At 62.0% G+C, this 17,282-nt stretch carries 18 protein-coding genes; 9 read left to right on the top strand and 9 right to left on the bottom strand.

Annotation, left to right across the window (positions count from 1 at the left end):
- The first annotated feature begins 349 nt into the window (after positions 1 to 349).
- Positions 350 to 709 (top strand): hypothetical protein, encoded by a 360-nt coding sequence (locus CAQUA_RS01435; RefSeq protein WP_231375481.1) that lies wholly within the window; start codon positions 350 to 352, stop codon positions 707 to 709.
- Positions 710 to 760: 51 nt separating this feature from the next.
- Here the strand turns inward: CAQUA_RS01435 and CAQUA_RS01430 are convergent, their stop codons facing one another.
- From CAQUA_RS01430 to hemL, 8 genes are all read right to left on the bottom strand, one after another.
- Positions 761 to 1,015 carry a helix-turn-helix domain-containing protein gene (locus CAQUA_RS01430; protein WP_196824827.1) on the bottom strand — a complete coding sequence of 85 codons (255 nt, stop codon included), beginning with the start codon at positions 1,013 to 1,015 and terminating at the stop codon, positions 761 to 763.
- Positions 1,016 to 1,060: 45 nt separating this feature from the next.
- The gene (galE, locus tag CAQUA_RS01425; RefSeq protein WP_196824828.1) at positions 1,061 to 2,092 is read right to left on the bottom strand and encodes a UDP-glucose 4-epimerase GalE; all 1,032 of its coding nucleotides are present in this window, start codon (positions 2,090 to 2,092) and stop codon (positions 1,061 to 1,063) included.
- A 12-nt stretch (positions 2,093 to 2,104) separates the two neighbouring features.
- The gene (gene ccsB, locus CAQUA_RS01420; RefSeq protein WP_196824829.1) at positions 2,105 to 3,121 is read right to left on the bottom strand and encodes a c-type cytochrome biogenesis protein CcsB; all 1,017 of its coding nucleotides are present in this window, start codon (positions 3,119 to 3,121) and stop codon (positions 2,105 to 2,107) included.
- Positions 3,122 to 3,191: 70 nt separating this feature from the next.
- Entirely contained in the window at positions 3,192 to 4,865 is a 1,674-nt protein-coding gene (locus tag CAQUA_RS01415; protein ID WP_196824830.1) for a cytochrome c biogenesis protein ResB, read from the bottom strand.
- A gap of 24 nt (positions 4,866 to 4,889) precedes the next feature.
- Positions 4,890 to 5,633, bottom strand: coding sequence for a cytochrome c biogenesis CcdA family protein (locus tag CAQUA_RS01410; RefSeq protein ID WP_196824831.1), 744 nt, complete (start codon positions 5,631 to 5,633; stop codon positions 4,890 to 4,892).
- On the bottom strand, positions 5,634 to 6,227 hold the full coding sequence (locus CAQUA_RS01405; protein WP_196824832.1) for a TlpA family protein disulfide reductase: 594 nt from the start codon (positions 6,225 to 6,227) through the stop codon (positions 5,634 to 5,636). It abuts the gene before it with no gap.
- The gene (locus CAQUA_RS01400) at positions 6,227 to 6,835 is read right to left on the bottom strand and encodes a histidine phosphatase family protein (RefSeq protein ID WP_196824833.1); all 609 of its coding nucleotides are present in this window, start codon (positions 6,833 to 6,835) and stop codon (positions 6,227 to 6,229) included. Before CAQUA_RS01400 ends, CAQUA_RS01405 begins: the two co-directional genes overlap by 1 nt.
- Positions 6,836 to 6,838: 3 nt before the next feature.
- Positions 6,839 to 8,173, bottom strand: a complete 1,335-nt coding sequence (gene hemL / locus CAQUA_RS01395; RefSeq protein ID WP_196824834.1) for a glutamate-1-semialdehyde 2,1-aminomutase — start codon at positions 8,171 to 8,173, stop codon at positions 6,839 to 6,841.
- A gap of 153 nt (positions 8,174 to 8,326) precedes the next feature.
- Between hemL and CAQUA_RS01390 the strand changes: the two genes are divergently transcribed.
- The 8 genes from CAQUA_RS01390 to CAQUA_RS01355 all read left to right on the top strand — a co-directional run bounded on the left by CAQUA_RS01390 (position 8,327) and on the right by CAQUA_RS01355 (position 16,409).
- Positions 8,327 to 8,725, top strand: coding sequence for a helix-turn-helix domain-containing protein (locus CAQUA_RS01390; RefSeq protein ID WP_196824835.1), 399 nt, complete (start codon positions 8,327 to 8,329; stop codon positions 8,723 to 8,725).
- A gap of 56 nt (positions 8,726 to 8,781) precedes the next feature.
- A complete protein-coding gene (locus CAQUA_RS01385; protein WP_196824836.1) occupies positions 8,782 to 9,798 on the top strand; it encodes a DUF3039 domain-containing protein in 1,017 nt (338 codons plus the stop codon).
- A 77-nt stretch (positions 9,799 to 9,875) separates the two neighbouring features.
- Positions 9,876 to 10,799 carry an aldose 1-epimerase family protein gene (locus tag CAQUA_RS01380; RefSeq protein WP_196824837.1) on the top strand — a complete coding sequence of 308 codons (924 nt, stop codon included), beginning with the start codon at positions 9,876 to 9,878 and terminating at the stop codon, positions 10,797 to 10,799.
- Positions 10,800 to 10,867: 68 nt separating this feature from the next.
- Entirely contained in the window at positions 10,868 to 12,511 is a 1,644-nt protein-coding gene (locus tag CAQUA_RS01375) for a sodium:solute symporter family protein (protein WP_196824838.1), read from the top strand.
- A 29-nt stretch (positions 12,512 to 12,540) separates the two neighbouring features.
- Positions 12,541 to 12,834, top strand: coding sequence for a hypothetical protein (locus CAQUA_RS01370; RefSeq protein ID WP_196824839.1), 294 nt, complete (start codon positions 12,541 to 12,543; stop codon positions 12,832 to 12,834).
- A gap of 19 nt (positions 12,835 to 12,853) precedes the next feature.
- Positions 12,854 to 13,990 carry a galactose-1-phosphate uridylyltransferase gene (gene galT, locus CAQUA_RS01365; RefSeq protein WP_196825661.1) on the top strand — a complete coding sequence of 379 codons (1,137 nt, stop codon included), beginning with the start codon at positions 12,854 to 12,856 and terminating at the stop codon, positions 13,988 to 13,990.
- Between the two features lie 4 nt (positions 13,991 to 13,994).
- Complete coding sequence (galK, locus tag CAQUA_RS01360; protein ID WP_196824840.1) at positions 13,995 to 15,212, top strand: galactokinase; 1,218 nt, start codon at positions 13,995 to 13,997, stop codon at positions 15,210 to 15,212.
- Between the two features lie 459 nt (positions 15,213 to 15,671).
- Entirely contained in the window at positions 15,672 to 16,409 is a 738-nt protein-coding gene (locus CAQUA_RS01355) for a hypothetical protein (RefSeq protein ID WP_196824841.1), read from the top strand.
- Between the two features lie 79 nt (positions 16,410 to 16,488).
- Here CAQUA_RS01355 and CAQUA_RS01350 read toward each other — a convergent pair whose 3' ends face one another.
- Positions 16,489 to 17,271, bottom strand: a complete 783-nt coding sequence (locus CAQUA_RS01350) for a DedA family protein (RefSeq protein WP_196824842.1) — start codon at positions 17,269 to 17,271, stop codon at positions 16,489 to 16,491.
- Positions 17,272 to 17,282 lie beyond the last annotated feature (11 nt).

The raw sequence follows: 17,282 nt of genomic DNA, 5'->3' as shown, positions 1-17,282 counted from the left end.
CCCGCTATCCATCTGCCGATCGAGCCGTTGGGGATGCTGATCGAGCCGTTGGGGATGCCGATCGAGCCGTTGGGGATGCCGATCGAGCCGTTGGAATTCCGCCAGATCCGACCTGGGGTTTTGCGTCAAACGGCTCGATCAAAAATCAAACGGCTCGATCACGGAGTCAAACGGCTCGATCAACGCATTCCTTAAGTGGGTCTGAATGGCGAGTAGAACCCGGGGAGGAATGGAACCGGGGAGGAATGGAACCGGGAAGGAATCGAACCGGGAAGAAATGGAACCGGGGATGGGTCAGGGCCGTTGGGTCGGGCACAGCCTGGCGAAGCCGCGCGGTAAGGTGTTGGCCATGGGTCGTCTCCTACTTCTCGTTTTGGTCGCGGTGGCCGTGTGGATGTTGTGGCGCGCCTTCGGACCTGGCAGCAATGAGCGCTACGGTTCCCTGCGCCAGCCTGACAAGCCGCCCGCGATCAAGGGCCCGGATGATGATGAAGAGTTCCTGTGGAACATCGAAAAGAATCGCTTCAAAGAGCGCCGCGCCCGCGAGGAAGCCGAGCGTAAAGCAGCGGAAGAGCAGGCTTTACGACGAAAGTTTGAGCAGCGTTACCCACCCCACGACCAGCCTTCCCAGAGTGCAGATCCCGCCCAAGACTTCGGTCCGGAGCAGCACCCCGAAAACCGGCGCGACGGGGACGAAAACCCCGCATAGGAATCGTGCAGTTCGCGTGAGGGCTGCGCAGTTCGCGTGAAGAGCGCGGTCTTAGGGGTTAGCTTCTACCCACGCGAGTTTTAGACCTAGTGCGCCTGCCACGGCAACTACTTTTTCCCACCGCACGCCAGCACCGCCGTGCTCAATGGTGTGCAGAGTGGACCGGGATACACCCGCCGCGGTCGCGACTTCCTGCTGCAGCCGGCCGTCATCACGCCTGCGCTGCGCTAATGCCCCTCCAAGCGCGACGAGCTCGGGGCAATCGCTGGCTGGTTTACCTTGCTTCTTGCGAGGTTTATTCGTCACGGCACTTAACCTAACCCACAGAGCGGAAAAGTGCCGGGCAAGACCCTACGCGGGTCCAGCGGTGCCCTCCCGGGCTAAAGCCTCACGGGCGAGAACATCGGTGAGGCGGGATTCCCACTCCAGGGAGTGCGCCACGCCGTCGGCAAGCGTGAGCTGCGGGGACCAGTCGAGCAGACGGTGTGCTTTGTCGGCGGAGGCGGCGGCACCGACGACATCGCCGGAGCGCGGCGGAGCAGTTTTAATCGGAAGGGGTACCCCGGTGGCCTGGGCGAAGGCATCGACGAGTTCAAAGACCGTCGTCCCGGTGCCCGTGCCCAAGTTGATGACGGCGTGCCCGGGGGTGTCAGCAATGACATCTGCAAAACGCGTCAGCGCAGCAACGTGAGCGCGGGCGAGGTCCCAGACGTGAACATAGTCGCGGAGGCCGGAACCGTCGCGGGTGGGCCACGCGGTACCAGTGACAGTAAAGGGGCGCCCGGCGCGATGGGCGGCGATCATCTGGCCCAGGGCGTGCGTGGGCGCAGGGTCTTGGAGGCCGCTGCGCATCAAGGGGTCTGCACCGATGGGGTTGAAGTACCGCAGGCTGATGGCGGACAGTGCCCCGGTTGCGGCGGTGTCGGCGAGGATGCGTTCCACTATTAGCTTCGACGCCGCGTAGGGGCTTTGTGGTGCCACCGGGGAGTCTTCAGAAGCGACGTAGTCCGGTGCCGGCGCGTAGACCGCGGCGGTGGAACTCAAGATCACCCGCCGCACGCCGAAAGACTGGAGATGGGCCAGCAAGGCGATGGTTTTTCCCACGTTGTTGGCGTAGTAATCCAGGGGGCGTTGCACAGATTCCGGCACGATGATGGACGCGGCGCAGTGCACCACGGCGTCGATATCAGGGTGATCGCTAAAAACGCGGGCGAGGACGTCCGCGGACGCAACGTCGCCCTCATAGTGGGCATAGGGGGCGGCGAATACACGCAGTCCCCGGCTGTAATCGTCCAGGATGACGGGGGTAATCCCAGCCTCTTGGCAGCACGCGGCGATGGTGGAACCGATGTAGCCGGCACCGCCCGTGATCAGTACTTTCATCGAAACGTTTGACTAATTCAGCCCTGCGTAGGAGTGCAAGCCGGTGGCAAAGAAGTTGATCACGGTGAGGTTCAACACATTGACCACGAATGCCGCGATGTTAATCCACGCGGCCTTCTGGTCCTTCCACCCGGCGGTTGCGCGCGCGTGGAGGTAGGCGGCGTAGAGGATCCAGTTGATCAGCGCGACGGTTTCCTTCGGGTCCCAATTCCAGAACCGACCCCACGCGATTTCACCCCAGATCGCACCAAACATGATGCCAATACCAAACAGTGGGACAGTGATGATCGCTGTGCGGTACGCCCACGTGTCCAGCTTCTTTGCGCTCGGCAGCGGTTTGGCGATCTTGCCCCACACCCCTGTCTCTTCACCACGCGGCTGGCGGATGCGCAGCAAGTACAACAGGGAGAAGATGCCGGAGATCAGGCCGATCGATGCACCGGTGGAAACGGTGGAAACATGGAACGGGTACCAGAAGCTCTGCAGCGCGGGCACCAGCGGAGCCGCGGAGACATAGAGCACCGTCGCGTCCAAGAACAGCACGATGATGATCGGGGCGAGGATCCACGCCCACAGGGAGTGCCATTTCTTGCGCTGAATAATCACTGCGATGATCACCATGGTCACCGCGGTGATCGTCAGCACGTACTCATAGAGGTTGCCAAACGGGACGCGCCCGACACTCATCCCGCGCGTCACTACCGCCGCGAGGTGGAAAGCAATGCCCAGCCACGCCAGCGATTGGGTCATCCCGGCTGCTTTCCGCACGCGAATCTCTTGTGCGTCTAAGTCGGTCGCATCCGGCGCTTCGTCGATAAGCTCGGAGCTCTCGCTTCGCCCACCACCAACGGTGACGAGCTCTTTGTGCTCCGCTTTCGCGGTGGATGCGGCAAGCGCACGACGCATATCGACGAGCGTTTGTGCACGCATGTAGTACAGGCACGCAAGAATCAGTGCAAACACGTACACGGCGAAAGCCGTGCGCAACGTGAGATCTGAAATATCAGCGAGAGTGGGGTTGACCGGCATGGTTATAAACTACCCCGTGGCCTGCGAAAAAGTCACCTTCACTCAGCTTATGGATACCCCACATTCGGGCCTAGAGGTCCTCTGTAGTGTCGTAATCATCATCAACTTCATCGGGCTGGCCGGTGATCGCGCGCACGACCGTGTCGAACTCCCCGCCCCAGCCCGCGCGGTCGGTGCGGGCCAAGCCAGCGATCTCCACACGGGTACCAGCGGTGGCCGCGGACGGAGAGTGAGCGGGAACAAAGCGCACCCAGATGCGACGGCGCTTGATCAGCAACGACCCAGCTAAGGCAGCGAGCATGAGCGTGGCCCACACCAAGGTCCACACCTGCGTGGAATCCCGGGAGATTTGGTAGTTGGCGTACTCGGCGGCGCCGTCAAAGCGGACCTTGATTGGCTCGCCGGTGCCATCTGGACCGATTGCAACTTCAGCTTCTTCTCCGGCTTTCAAGTCCACGCGCGTGACCTTGTTGAGCTGGCCGTTATTAATCAGGTCCTGGTCAAGCTCGAAGAGGTTCTGCGGCCGGCCTGTGTCCAAGCCCGCATCGCCGACGTAGATGTTCAGCGCCACCGCGGGGTCTTGCATGGACGGGAACGCGGACGCAAGCTCGGTTCCGTCCTCCCCGCCCCAGGCGGCGGTCGGGGCGAAGGCACCGTCGATGGCAATCTGGTTTTGCCGACGCTCGCCAAGATCCGGGAACATTCCTGCCGGCGGGTCGAAGCGCATAACGCCCTGGGAGAGGAAGAACGTTAAATCAGTCGGTTGGAACTGCACCATTTGCGTCCGCGATTCACCGTTTGGCCAGGTGACGGTGATCTGTGGGGCAAAGCCGTGGCCTTGCAGGTACACGCGGTCACCGTGGATGCGCAGTGGGTGGTTCACGCGCAGCGTGTACGGTTGCCACTCCGATGGGTCCTTCGCCATTGCGTCCGCGTCGGCGTATCTGATGTCGGAAGAGAAAGACTCCGCCTGGCCGTTGGGGAGGTACTTCGCTAAGAAGTTTTCAGACTGGAAGCAAAACGGTGTCAGCCCGGTTCCGTCGAAAAGCGGGCCAGCCTTGAATGAGTCAAAGTTGGCGGGTGACGTGTTGCAGAACACGCGCGATTGTTCCACGGGAACCGCACCGCGGGCTTCGCTGTTAGTTACCACGATGACCTGGCCCTCGTAGTAGGTCATGCGGCCGAGCGTACCGGTGATGATAAGCCCGACGATCGCGATGTGAAACACCAGGTTGGCCAGCTCGCGGCTGTAACCGCGCTCTGCGGCGATACTGACCGCGCCCGCGCGGTCCTCCTCCGCGGTGTAGCGCGCCACTCGCCAGCCTTTCAGCGCCTTCGTCGCGGCGGCGATAGCGTCTTCGACGTTCTGCTCCACCTCTACTTTAGCGTGGAACGGCATTTTATGCAGGAATTTCGGCGCGCGCGTCGGCCTAGCTTTGAAAGCGCGGTAGTGGTCAATCGACCGCGGGATAATGCACCCCACCAACGACACCATGAGCAGCGTCAGCAGCGCGATGAAGACGGGGGATGAGAAGATGTCAAACAGGGCCAACCGATCATAGATCGGCCCCATGGTTGGGTTCGCCGCGATGTATTCATCCACCCGAGCTGTGGACACGTTGCGCTGCGGCAGGATCGCGCCCGGGACCGCGATGAAGGCCAGCAAGAACAACAGCACCAACGCGGTGCGCATGCTGGTGAGCCAGTGCCAGAATTTCTTCCACCATCGCACAGCCAGATCCATGCCTACCTACCCTAGATGCCCTTTTTAAACAGCCATGCCGAAGCCCATAACCAACTGGCGGGTCCAGCCGATGAAGTGGTTCCACGCTCCGGTGAGCAGCAGAATTCCTAAGATCACCATGGTGATACCGCCAATGACCTGAATGGTGCGCGAGTGCCGGCGCAGAAATTCCATGCCGCCTACGGCCCACGATGAGCCCCACGCCAACAGCAGGAAGGGCAGGCCCAAGCCAATGCAGTAACCCATTACGAGCAGGATGCCGCGCAGCGCCGTAAACCCTTCCGTGCCCACGGACAGGGAAATGATTGCGCCCAGCGTCGGACTCAGACACGGCGTCCAGCCCAACGCAAAGACCCCGCCGAGCAGGGGCGCACCGATCCAGGTTGCCCAGCGTTTCGGCTGCATTCGGGTGTCCGTTTGCAACGCCGGGAACGCGCCCATGAACACCAAACCCATGATGATGGTGACCACTCCCCCGATCCGCATGAGCGTTTCCGCATTGAGCGCGATCAAGCTGATGGCCCCGAAGACCGTGACGGTGGCCAGCAGGAACACCACCGTGAAACCGGCAACGAACGCCGCGGCCGCCCCCACCACGGCCATGCGTCGCCGCTCACCACCAACAATGCTGGTCAAGTACGCAAGGTAACCGGGCACGAGCGGGATCACGCAGGGGGAGGCGAAGGAGACCAATCCCGCCAACGCCGCGGCGAAAATACCCATCAGCAGGGGTCCACTAGAGACGAGTTCGCTGAGCGCGTGCCCCATCTACACCGCCTCCGCCGCGAGTTTATCGGTGATGTCCGTGATGTCTTCAGTGGTGATTTCCCGCAGGAACACCGCGGCCGGGCGGTGCTGGGCGTCCAGCACGATCGTGGTCGGGATCACCGAGGTTGGGATACCGCCGAGCGCCGCTGCTGTCTTGAACGGCGGATCATAGATCGAGGGATAGTTCACGCCATTGTCCTTCACAAAGTCGCGGGAGACCTCTGGGTTGTAGTCGCGCACGTTGATGCCCAACACGGTTCCCTGACCCTTTTGCGTGAGCACTTCCTGTACCTCCACCAAGTCATCGACTTCCGCGCGGCACGGCGCGCACCATTGCCCCCACACGTTCAGCACCACGATCTTCCCGTCAAAGTCGCTTAACTGCACCTGCTTGCCCGGCTCCATCAGTGACTCGCCTGAAAAGCCCTGTAGCGGCGCGCGTTCCTCGGGCTCATAGAAGATCTCTACCTGGCCACCCGGTGAGTGAAACGCGTACGTATCCGCGTCCCCGCCAGAAGAGCACGCACTAAGCACACCGGCAGCAGCCAGTACGCAAACCACCGCGGCCACCATACGGTTTACACCCACGCGCATTACACCCTCCTCGCCGGTTCGGAGTAGGTGGTGCGCACCAGCTCGTCGTCGTCGAAAAACAAGCTTGTCACGCTCGCGAGCTCACAGCGACGGTTCAGCGGGCTGTGCGGGAGACGCTTGCCATTGGTGTGACGCTGCACCATCACGATGGGCAATTGATGGCTGACCAACACCGCTTCATGCCCACGGGCGTGCCCACGCGCCGCAGCGATGGCGCGTTGCATACGCTCCAAAATCGCCTCATACGGCTCGCCCCAGCTCGGCTCCAACGGGTTTGTCATGTGGCGCCACCGGATCGGGTTGAGCAGTTGGGAGCGCAGCCCCTTGGTGCGCAATCCCTCAAACGTGTTGGCGGATTCAATCACATCCTCATCCGTGTGGATGCCCACGCCCAGCACCTCCGCGATCGGCGCCGCGGTCTCCTGCGCGCGCTCCAGCGGTGAGGCCGCAAGGTACGTCACGTCGTGGCCCATGAAGCTCACGGCAGTCGCGGCCGCCATCTTGCGGCCACGATCAGAAAGATGGAAGCCCGGCAAACGCCCATACAGCAGCTTGCGGGGGTTATACACCTCACCGTGCCGCACTAGATGCACCGTCGTTTGCACCATCGTTTAAGTCCTCTCTTCAGCCGAAGCGGCAGCCTCCGCCGCGCGCGGCAGCGCCTGTTCAATCAGCTCGAAGTCTTCCTCAGTCAACGCTGTGGAGACAAACCACGTCTCAAAAGCACTCGGCGGCGCGTACACACCTTGCTCCAGCAGAGCGTGGAAAAACGCCGGGTAGCGCCACGTTTCCGCCCGCTTCATGTCCGCAAAATTACGGCCTTCTCCTTCCGCAAACCGCACCGAGAGCATCGTCGCCGCACGCTGAATGTTGTGCGCCACACCCGCGCCCGTCAGCGCCGAAGAAATCGCCGACGCGAGTCTGTCAGCGTTCGCCGACACCACGTCATAGGTCTCCTTCGTCGCAATACTTAACGACGCCATCCCAGCCGCCATGGCCACCGGATTACCGGACAGTGTCCCGGCCTGATAGACAGGGCCTTCCGGTGCCAGTTTGCTCATGACATCCGCACGGCCTCCGAACGCGGCGGCCGGAAGCCCGCCGGATACGACCTTGCCGAAGGTGGTCAGGTCACCGGCCACACCGTCGACCCCATACCAGCCGGAATAAGAGGTGCGGAAGCCCGTCATGACCTCGTCGATGATGAGCAGCGCGCCGTTAGCGTGTGCCAGGTCTTTGAGCGCCGCGTTGAATCCCTCGACCGGCGCGACCGTTCCCATATTGCCCGCGGCTGCTTCCGTGATCACCGCCGCGATCTCTCCAGGGTGCGCCGCAAACGCTTCTGCCACGGCATCCACGTCGTTGTAGGGCACCACGATCGTGTCGCCCGCCTGAGCACCGGTGACGCCCGGCGAATCCGGCAACGCGAACGTCGCTACGCCCGAGCCCGCGCTGGCCAGCAGTGAATCAACGTGCCCGTGGTAGCACCCCTCAAACTTGATGATCTTGCTCCGACCCGTGAAACCACGCGCAACGCGCACCGCGCTCATCGTGGCCTCAGTTCCGGAGTTGACCATCCGGACCTTGTCTACCGAGGTACGCTCCACGATCATCTCCGCGAGCTCAACCTCAGCCTCCGTCGGCGCACCGAAGCTCAGGCCGTCAACCACAGCCTTTTCCACGGCCTCCACCACCGCTGGGTGCGCGTGACCATGCAGCATGGGACCCCACGAACAGACCAGGTCCACGTATTCATTCCCGTCAGCGTCAACGAGCCTGGACCCCTTCGCCCGCTCGATGAAGCGCGTCTGCCCTCCCACTGAGCCAAAGGCCCGCACCGGCGAGTTCACCCCGCCCGGCGTGACCTTCTTCGCGCGGGCAAACAGCTCCGCCGAGCGCGCGGTGTTGGCGAAGGTGTTTAAGGAAGTGTTTGCCGAACCATTCATGCACCCAATCCTAACGGGCAGCTCGACACAGACCCCGAAAGTAGGCTAGTGTCAGTTATGTTAGTTATGACAGATACGTTAGTTAATGCAGATATGGTAGCAATCCCCAAAGCTACGCAATCACGCAACGCCCCACACGAAAGGATGACCGCCGTGCACACACTTACCCCCAGCACATTGAGCAAAACCGACGTGGATGCGCTGGACGAACTCGCCACAGCCGACGTGCCTCCACAGGTGAAAGCGTTCCTTCGCGAGGTCGTTGACTACGTCCGCAGCGGCGAAACTATCTACTTACTGCACGCTGAAGAGGAACTCACCCCAAACGAGGCAGCCCAACATCTAAAAATGAGCCGCACTCACCTGTGCAAGCTCCTCGACCGCGGTGAAATCCCCTCCCACAAAGTCGGATCTCATCGTCGGATTCTCGTGAGCGACCTCGTCGCCTTCAATCGTGAGCGCCACAAGGACCAGCTCGAGCTCGCGGAACGCTTTGCACATCAGCGCGAAACTGCAGATAGCGCTGACGCTGAAATCGCAGATTTTCTTTAAACTGCTTACTTATCCGCCACGAGAGCAGTTCGTTTTGGCATGATCACACTATGCACATGCGACGTGCCCGCCCGACACTTCGGGTGCTCCGAGACGATATCTCGACTGACTGGGAGGACCCAGCGCCGAGAAGAGCGATCGAAGAGCACCGCTACGAGGCATTACATCCCCTAAGTGATCTTCCTCATCCGATTATCCGGAAAGCCGCGGATAGCTTCGGGGAGGATCCAGCTGAAGACAATTTTGAGCGGCCAATTGCCGGTATATCCAAGCTGGTGGTTCAAGAAATCAAGTCCTCCCAATGGCGCGGTGGCGTGTGGGAGGACCCTGACCTAGGGGTGTGCTGGTTGGTAGTAGCTGGCTTAGCTAAAGGTGACCACCTCGATTTTGAGGACTTCTACAAACGAATCGGCCGAGAAAATACCGCAACCGATTTGTCGCAATGGCTCCCGACGAACGAAGATCTGCAGCTTCTGAAACGCGAAACAGCAGCTCGCCTGCGGACAGAATGGGAACTCGAAATTCAACGCCACACGCTGGAGGCGTTGCGAACGGTGCACTCGGGAGGAACGTATTCTTTCAACGTTTCGATGCCACACGATCCATCATTACATCTGGCCAATGTTGAGTTAACAGTAGAACTCGTTCGAACCCACAAGGAAAATAATTCTGAAATTGACGTCGACGAAATTTTCGTAGGCATCACTCCCGAGAAAAAGTTTTCCGCACACCAAATCTTGTGGGTACTGATAATCCGTGTTCTTTCTTCCATCTCCCCACCAGAACAAGGATGGGACAGGTATTCCACGACGTTCTCCAACATCGGTGAGCCAGGTTCGTGGACAAGGCGCGTAGCCGAACTCGAGTTAATGGTGAAAAAGCGCGTGCTGCAACCTACTGAACCAGGGAAGGAAAGCCACTACACGCATCGCGAGCATCTTTCTAAGAAAACAATCGACGGAAAAGCCGTCCGCGCCTTGTGCGGCGTTAGTTTCGTCCCTCTGAATGACCATGAAGATCGGCCAGTGTGCCCAGAATGCAACCAGCTTTACGATGCATTAGGCCGTCAGTAAAACCGATCCGGCGCCGTGTTTACCCATGATTGGGGTTAACGTTTTTCTCACAGCGTGATCTGCCTCATAATTAATGCATGGATGTTGACGCGGTCTCAATTCCCGAAGTGACGCTTCGTAGCGGCAACGTTGAGGCAATCATCACCGCTTCGGGAGCTGCGGTTCGAAGCCTGACCGTCGACGGTCGCCCGCTTCTTCGTTCATTCCCTCCCTCGGTGCGCCCGCCCGGCGCGGCCAACATTGTTTTGGCGCCGTGGCCGAACCGCGTCGCCGATGCGAAGTTTGACTTCGGCGGCACGACGCACCAGCTCGAAGTCTCCGAACCGGAACTAGGCCACGCCCTGCATGGGTTTACGTGGGGCCGGATCTTCGACTTCGTCGCAACTGACGACGGGGAGGCCACGTTGCGCACGGTGCTTGGACCCGAGCCTGGGTGGCCGTGGCCAATCGATGTGACGGTGACCTACACGCTCATCGCCCAAGGCGGGATCCAAGGCGGGATCCAAGGCGGGATCCAGGGCACGATGACGGCAAAGAACACAAGCGATGAACCGGCACCGTGTGCGCTTGGCGTTCATACCTATATCTCTGCGCTGGGCGCACCGTTGGACGAATGCACGCTGCACCATCAGCTCACGCACCGGCAGCCGCTAGATAGCCGCAACATCCCCACTGGTCCCCGCGAACCCTGGGACGAAAACCCCATCGTCATGGACGGCGTGTGGCTTGACGACGCTGGTGTCTACGGAAACAACGCGATCGCCGATCACGGTGCATCCGGCGGGACGCACGTCGCGCGGCTGATCAACGCTGACGGTGAAGGGGTGGCGCTGGAGGCGTCGTCAAGCATGCGCTGGGCGCAGATCTTCACCTCCCCGCAGCGACACCTTGCGGTGGAACCCATGACCGCGCCGCCGGACGCGCTGAACAGCGGCGAGGATCTGACCGTGCTCGCGCCGGGTGAGGCGATGACGGTGGCGTGGTCGGTGACCACGATTTAAGGACTTTCGCTGCGGATCATCGCGGCGAATAAAACCACATAACTATTTGGAAAGTGAGGGTGTCTGTAATGGATACTGCTCTACGGCTTGACGCCACGTGGGTGGACTACCTGCTGGTGGCCGTGTTCTTCGCGTTCGTGCTTGGAATTGGCTGGGCAGCGAAGCGCGGAGTCAGCTCGTCGATTGACTTCTTCCTCTCAGGCCGCGGCCTGCCGGCCTGGATCACGGGTCTGGCGTTCATCTCCGCGAACCTGGGTGCGGTGGAGATCATCGGTATGTCCGCCAACGGTGTGGAATACGGCGTGCAGACGATGCACTACTTCTGGATCGGCGCCGTACCGGCAATGATCTTCCTAGGCATCGTGATGATGCCGTTCTACTACGGCTCTAAGGTCCGCTCCGTGCCGGAGTTCATGCTCAAACGCTTCGGGCCGGCCGCGCACTTGGTCAACGCTGTGTCGTTCGCGATCGCGCAGTTGCTCATCGCGGGTGTGAACCTGTACCTGCTGGCCAGCGTCGTTGAAGCACTTTTGGGCTGGCCGCTGTGGGCAACGCTGGTGGTCGCTGCGATCATCGTGTTGGCCTACATCACCTTGGGTGGCCTATCGGCGGCGATCTACAACGAGGTGCTGCAGTTCTTCGTCATCGTTGCTGCGCTGCTGCCGCTGACAATCATTGGTCTGCGCCACGTGGGCGGCTGGAACGGCCTGCAGGAAGCTATCGCCGAGCCCTCGCACTTCTCCGCATGGCCGGGCCAGGAACTGTCCGGTTTTGATAACCCGGTCTGGTCAGTCATTGGTATCGTCTTCGGCCTGGGCTTCGTGCTGTCCTTCGGTTACTGGACCACCAACTTCGTTGAGGTGCAGCGCGCGATGGCGTCGGATTCGCTGTCCTCGGCGCGCAAGACGCCGATTATCGGTGCCTTCCCCAAGATGTTCGTCCCGTTCATCGTGGTGGTGCCGGGCATGATCGCCTCCGTGATTGTCACGCCGATCACCCAAGGCGCAGCTAAACCGAACGACGCAGTGCTCTACCTCATGCGCGACCTGCTCCCCAGCGGCCTGCTGGGCGTGGGTATCGCCGGTCTTCTCGCCGCCTTCATGGCTGGTATGGCCGCCAACATTTCGTCCTTCAACACCGTGTTCAGCTACGACCTGTGGCAGACCTACGTGGTCAAGGACAAAGACGATGACTACTACCTCAAGGTCGGCCGCTTGGCCACCGTCGGCGCCACCGTCATCGCAATCTTCACCGCGCTTCTCGCCGCCAACTTCGGCAACATCATGGACTACCTGCAAACCCTGTTCGGCTTCTTCAACGCGCCGCTGTTTGCAACGTTCATCCTGGGTATGTTCTGGAAGCGCATGACCCCGCACGCCGGTTGGTCCGGCCTTGTCGCCGGTACCGCTGCCGCGATCGGTTTCTGGTCGCTCACGCTCGGCGCCGACCCGCTGGTGAGCCTGCCCGGCCAGGGCACCGCGTTCGTCGCCGCATCGCTTGCGTTCTTCGTGGACATCCTGGTCAGCGTGGTCGTCTCTATGTTCACCACGCCGAAGCCGGACCATGAGCTCGTGGGCTTCGTCCGCTCCGTCACTCCGAAGGATCAGCTCACGGACGCCGCGGAAGCCACCATGCCGTGGTACCGCCAGACTGTCCCGCTGGGCATCATCGCCCTTGTCCTTGTCATCGGCCTCAACCTGCTGTTCCTCTAGCAGCGCACACTTCATAAGGACTGATTCACATGACTACGAAACACACTGGTTCCGCCGCCAACGCCACAGGTGGTCACACGGAAACCGCCTCCACCTTCGACATCCGCAACGTCATTGGTTACCTTTTGGGCTTCTACGGCGCGGTGCTGATTATCTGCGGCTTCATCCTCGACCCGGGCGTTAACCCGGATACGGGCGTGGCCAAGAGCTCCCAGGACAACCTGTGGGTGGGCATCGCGCTCGCCGTCGCCGCCCTCTTCTTCATCGTGTGGGCGAAGCTCAACCCCATCACCTTTGACGCCGACACGCTCGAAGCGGAATAGGCACACTGGAACCATGGATCTGAAAATCACGCGCACGCAGCTTTCCGACGGCCGGGAGCTCATCTACTACGACACTCCCGGTACCCCCGACCGCACGGCCGTAGACGAGCGCGACCTGCCGGAGGTCCACACCGAGTCCTGGATGCGGCAAGACCCGCTCACCGGCGAATGGGCGATCTACGCCGCGCACCGCCAGAACCGCACCTTCCTCCCGCCCGCCAACGAGGATCCGCTCGCACCCACCCGGGAAGGCCAAAAGCCCAGCGAGATCCCCGAATCGGATTACCAGGTTGTGGTGTTTGAGAACCGGTTTCCGTCGTTAAGCATGCGCCTTGAGCTGCCCGACGGCTGGGAGCCGACCGTCGACGGCGAGGACATCTTTCGCCGCGCACCCGCCGAATCCCGCTGCGAAGTAGTCTGCTTCACCCCCGACGCCGAGGGGTCGTTCAAGGACCTGTCGCTATCGCGCAAGCGCACGCTTATCGACGTCTGGGCTCACCGCACCGAGGAACTCTCCGCGCTTGCTCCGGTCAAGGCTGTATTTCCTTTTGAAAACCGCGGCGAGGAAATCGGCGTGACCCTGCACCACCCGCACGGGCAGATCTACTCGTATCCATTCGTGCCGCCTCGCGCCGCCGCAATCGCGGCGCAGGCTGCAGCCGCCCGCGAAACCGGCACAAACCTCTTTGACGAGGTCATTGCCGCTGAACGGCGTGCCGGCACCCGCGTGATCGATGAAACCGAGCACTTCCTAGTTTTCACCCCCGCCGCGGCCAAATGGCCGCTGGAAGTGATGGTGATGGCCAAAGGCGACGTGCCGAACTTCCCCTCGCTGTCCGACGCCGCGCGTGACGACCTGGCGCAGATCCTGGACAAACTCTACGACGCGGTCGACGAATTCTTTGAGGGCATCGACCGCACCCCCTACATCGCCGCCTGGAACCAAGCCCCCGTCGACGCACCTGCGGACGGACGCCTGCACCTACAGCTGTTCTCCCTCATGCGCTCGCCCGGGCGAATGAAATTCCTGGCCGGCAGCGAATCCGGCCAGGGCGTATGGATCAACGACACCACGCCGGAAACCATCGCGTCAACGCTGCGCGCCGCCTATGGCGCTGCCGACGCAGCCGATCCCAGCCCGAAAGCAGGTGCATAACACCATGATCGTGTCCGAAACCCGCTCTCCGGAGCGCCTCGCCGCCGATGCCCGCGAGTTCTTCGCGGCTCACATCGACCACGCGCTGGACTCCGACGGCCCCGCCAACATCGGCGTGTGGGTCGCACCAGGCCGCATCAACCTCATCGGCGATCACGTTGACTACGCTTCCGGCGTCTGCCTGCCGTTTGCCACCACCATGGCCACTGCAGTTGCCGCCCGCAAGCGTGACGACGGCGCCGTGCGCATGATCTCCCAGTCCCCCACCGGTGAAATCCTCGACGCGTCGGTCGCCCTCGCTGACTTGGATTCCGCCAACGCTGACGCACCCCCGCTCCCCGACTGGCGCGGCTACATCGCCGGCACGGTCCACGCCCTCGGCGCTGGCGGTATGGACATCGCGGTTGTTTCTGACGTACCGCTCGGCTCCGGCCTGTCTAGCTCCGCGGCACTGGAATGCGCCGTGGGCGTCGCCGCCCGCGACCTCTATGATCTTTCTACCAGCGACGACGACCTCATCGCCGCCACCATGCGCGCCGAAAACCACTACGTCGGCGCTAACACCGGCGGCCTCGACCAAAACGCCGTTGTGCGCGGGAAAGAAGGCTACGCGCTGGCGCTCGACTTCCTGGAAGGAACCCACGAGCAGGTCCCGTGCGCCCTGGAGGGCTACACCCTGCTGGTCTCCGACAGTCACGTCGAGCACTCCCACGCAACCGGAGGCTACGGCTCCCGCCGCGGCCTCATCGACCGCATCGCAGCCGAACTGGACTGCACCTTCCGCGAGGACGACATCGTCGAACGCGCCGTCAATGCCTTCACCGGCAACGACACCGAGGCCGACACCGACTTCGCGCCCGATGTCATCCGCCGCCGGGTGCGCCATGTCCACAGCGAGACAACGCGCACAATCGAGGCCATTGAGGCCCTGAAAGCTGGCGACATCCCCCGCTTCGGCGAACTGATGAATGAAAGCCACGCCTCTCTGCGCGACGACTACGAGATCGTCCCCATGGAACTCGAAACCGCAGTTCAAGCCGCTCTTTCAGCTGGCGCAATCGGTGCACGCATCACCGGTGGAGGCTTCGGCGGCTCAATCATCGCCCTGTGCTCCGACCCCGAGGCCGTAGCCACCGCCATCGAGGACGCCACCGCCGAACGCGGCTACCCCACCCCAACCATCTACGCCACGCACGCCGTCGACGGCGCACGGAAGGTCTAACCAACCGCCACCGCCCGCCACGCCCACCTGGCCCGCCAACCAAGCAGCCTGGCCCCGCTAACGCCCTCCAACCAAGCAGCCTGGCACCGCCAAGCCCTCACCTGGGCTTCGATCGGGCTCGACTGGGCTCCAGAACCCGGTCACCGGCGGGCGTCGGCGCCCACTCCTGACGACGCTAACAACACCCCAACCCATAAGCAGAACCGCACGTTTTTGACCTGCAGGTTTCCCAAAATCGGCCCCGGCCGCGCCGGCGAGGTGTCAGGATCGTCAGGATCACCACCGGAAGCCGCGGCCCCGGCCGCGCCGGCGAGGTGTCAGGATCGTCAGGATCACCACCGGAAGCCGCGGCCCCGGCCGCGCCGGCGAGGTGTCAAGATCATCAGGATCGTCAGGATCGACATCGGAGGCCAGCGACGATCAGCGGCGGAGGGCAACGGCCTTCTCTACTGTGGAGTCATGTCTTACTACCTCGCCTCGGCTGGCAACGGTGGCGCTGAGCTCGCCTTCGTCTTGTTCTTCCCCTTTGTGCTGATGCCGCTGATCGTCGGGCTCGCAGTTGCGTTCCTGCGCTACCTGAACACCAACGCGCCGCAGAGCGAGCTGTGGAAATCCGCAGGTATCGGGGCTGCCATCGGTGTAATCACCTTGATGTTGTTCACCGCGGCGTTCCTTCTCCAAGAGAAGAATCCTTTCCCCGGAAGTATAGAAATCGGTACTGCCCTCTTCTTCGTCAGCTGCGCCCTCTACATCGCCCTTAGCTGGTGGGGCGGAAGGGTCACCGGCAAAAACCAGAAGTACCCGCCCGACCCATTTGATGTGGCAAACGCACAGGCAGGAGCGCCGGGTGTTGGCATGAACCCGCAGGTTCTTCCGCCGCAGGCCGTCCCACAGCCGGGAATGCCGCCGCAAGCGCCGCCCATCCAGCAACCAACAATTGGGCAACGCCCACCGACGCCGCGCACATGGTCAACGGCACTCGCCTTATCGACGACCGCCAGCTCCGCCGCAGCAACCACCTTCCTTGTTGTCAACGCGTTGCTTCTGGATTCCGCGCCAAGCACCGACGGCGGGGAAGCTGCATACGGGTACCTCATGCTGTTCGGCCCGGGTTTCCTGTGGACGGCCGCGCTCCCTGCAGCGCTGGTGCCAGCTGCTATCGGGATCATGACCGCCCGTCCCCCAAAGGCGAGGTGAGAAACAAGAACAGCAGCTCCCGAACGGACGGCAACGTCGAAAGAGCTGAACTTCCCACAAACCGTCGCGATGACTGGACCTAGTTCTCAGCAGGCAACTGCCGGGCCCGCTTGGCTTGGCCGCGGAAGACACCGATGAACACGAAAACCAGCAGGCCGATCGCGATCCAGTTGGCAACGCGGGCGTACTGCTCAAGGACATACACGACGGGCTCGCCGATCACCCAGCCGAGGCCAAAGTACAGGAATGACCACATGGTTTTCGCGATGAAGTCCAGCACCATGAACCGCTTCACGCTCATGCCGGTGGCGCCGCACATGACAAAGACAACGAACGCGATGGGCAGCGGAATTGGGACGTACGCCAGGAAGATGCCCACCCAGCCGACGCGGTGGAACCATCCTTCGACGCGTTCGATGTTGCGCCCCATCCGCGGGGACGTCTCGGCCTGAACGTCTAGGATTCCGCGACCCCAGAGTTTGCCGGCCCACCAGTAGACCCAGTCGAACTTGATCGCCACGATTGACCCGATGAACAGGTAGAACAGCCAGTTCGGCGCATCCCCCACGGCAGCCAGCGCACCGGTGGATGCAGCACCGATGCGCGAGCCCGTGAGCGCCAGCATCACCGGCGGGTCGAGGCCCAAAAGCCAGGCGCGCAGCGGGAGCATCGCCATGCCGAACAGACCTACGAACCCGAACCACGCTAGGCACCAGTAATCAGACTTCGTCGGTTTGCCGTTCCATGGAAGGCCGGGCTGTTCCCACCATTCGGGTTCCTGCGCCGCAGAATCCGAGGTACCCCCAGCTTCAGCTGCGGCGTCGACGTCCTTGGGGCGGTCAGCGGGCTCTTCGTGAGACATGGGAACCAAAG

The organism is Corynebacterium aquatimens, assembly GCF_030408395.1.
Lineage (GTDB): Bacteria > Actinomycetota > Actinomycetes > Mycobacteriales > Mycobacteriaceae > Corynebacterium > Corynebacterium aquatimens.
Note: the sequence above shows the minus strand (reverse complement) of the source record. Positions and strands in the feature narration are given on the sequence as shown.

What these genes read in the sequence shown, in the direction of transcription:
- CAQUA_RS01435 (WP_231375481.1), top strand. Translation starts at nt 350, where the DNA reads ATGGGTCGTCTCCTACTTCTCGTTTTGGTCGCGGTGGCCGTGTGGATG.
- galE (WP_196824828.1), bottom strand. Translation starts at nt 2,092, where the DNA reads ATGAAAGTACTGATCACGGGCGGTGCCGGCTACATCGGTTCCACCATC.
- ccsB (WP_196824829.1), bottom strand. Translation starts at nt 3,121, where the DNA reads ATGCCGGTCAACCCCACTCTCGCTGATATTTCAGATCTCACGTTGCGC.
- CAQUA_RS01415 (WP_196824830.1), bottom strand. Translation starts at nt 4,865, where the DNA reads ATGGATCTGGCTGTGCGATGGTGGAAGAAATTCTGGCACTGGCTCACC.
- CAQUA_RS01410 (WP_196824831.1), bottom strand. Translation starts at nt 5,633, where the DNA reads ATGGGGCACGCGCTCAGCGAACTCGTCTCTAGTGGACCCCTGCTGATG.
- CAQUA_RS01405 (WP_196824832.1), bottom strand. Translation starts at nt 6,227, where the DNA reads ATGCGCGTGGGTGTAAACCGTATGGTGGCCGCGGTGGTTTGCGTACTG.
- CAQUA_RS01400 (WP_196824833.1), bottom strand. Translation starts at nt 6,835, where the DNA reads ATGGTGCAAACGACGGTGCATCTAGTGCGGCACGGTGAGGTGTATAAC.
- hemL (WP_196824834.1), bottom strand. Translation starts at nt 8,173, where the DNA reads ATGAATGGTTCGGCAAACACTTCCTTAAACACCTTCGCCAACACCGCG.
- CAQUA_RS01385 (WP_196824836.1), top strand. Translation starts at nt 8,782, where the DNA reads ATGCGACGTGCCCGCCCGACACTTCGGGTGCTCCGAGACGATATCTCG.
- CAQUA_RS01380 (WP_196824837.1), top strand. Translation starts at nt 9,876, where the DNA reads ATGGATGTTGACGCGGTCTCAATTCCCGAAGTGACGCTTCGTAGCGGC.
- CAQUA_RS01375 (WP_196824838.1), top strand. Translation starts at nt 10,868, where the DNA reads ATGGATACTGCTCTACGGCTTGACGCCACGTGGGTGGACTACCTGCTG.
- CAQUA_RS01370 (WP_196824839.1), top strand. Translation starts at nt 12,541, where the DNA reads ATGACTACGAAACACACTGGTTCCGCCGCCAACGCCACAGGTGGTCAC.
- galK (WP_196824840.1), top strand. Translation starts at nt 13,995, where the DNA reads ATGATCGTGTCCGAAACCCGCTCTCCGGAGCGCCTCGCCGCCGATGCC.
- CAQUA_RS01355 (WP_196824841.1), top strand. Translation starts at nt 15,672, where the DNA reads ATGTCTTACTACCTCGCCTCGGCTGGCAACGGTGGCGCTGAGCTCGCC.
- CAQUA_RS01350 (WP_196824842.1), bottom strand. Translation starts at nt 17,271, where the DNA reads ATGTCTCACGAAGAGCCCGCTGACCGCCCCAAGGACGTCGACGCCGCA.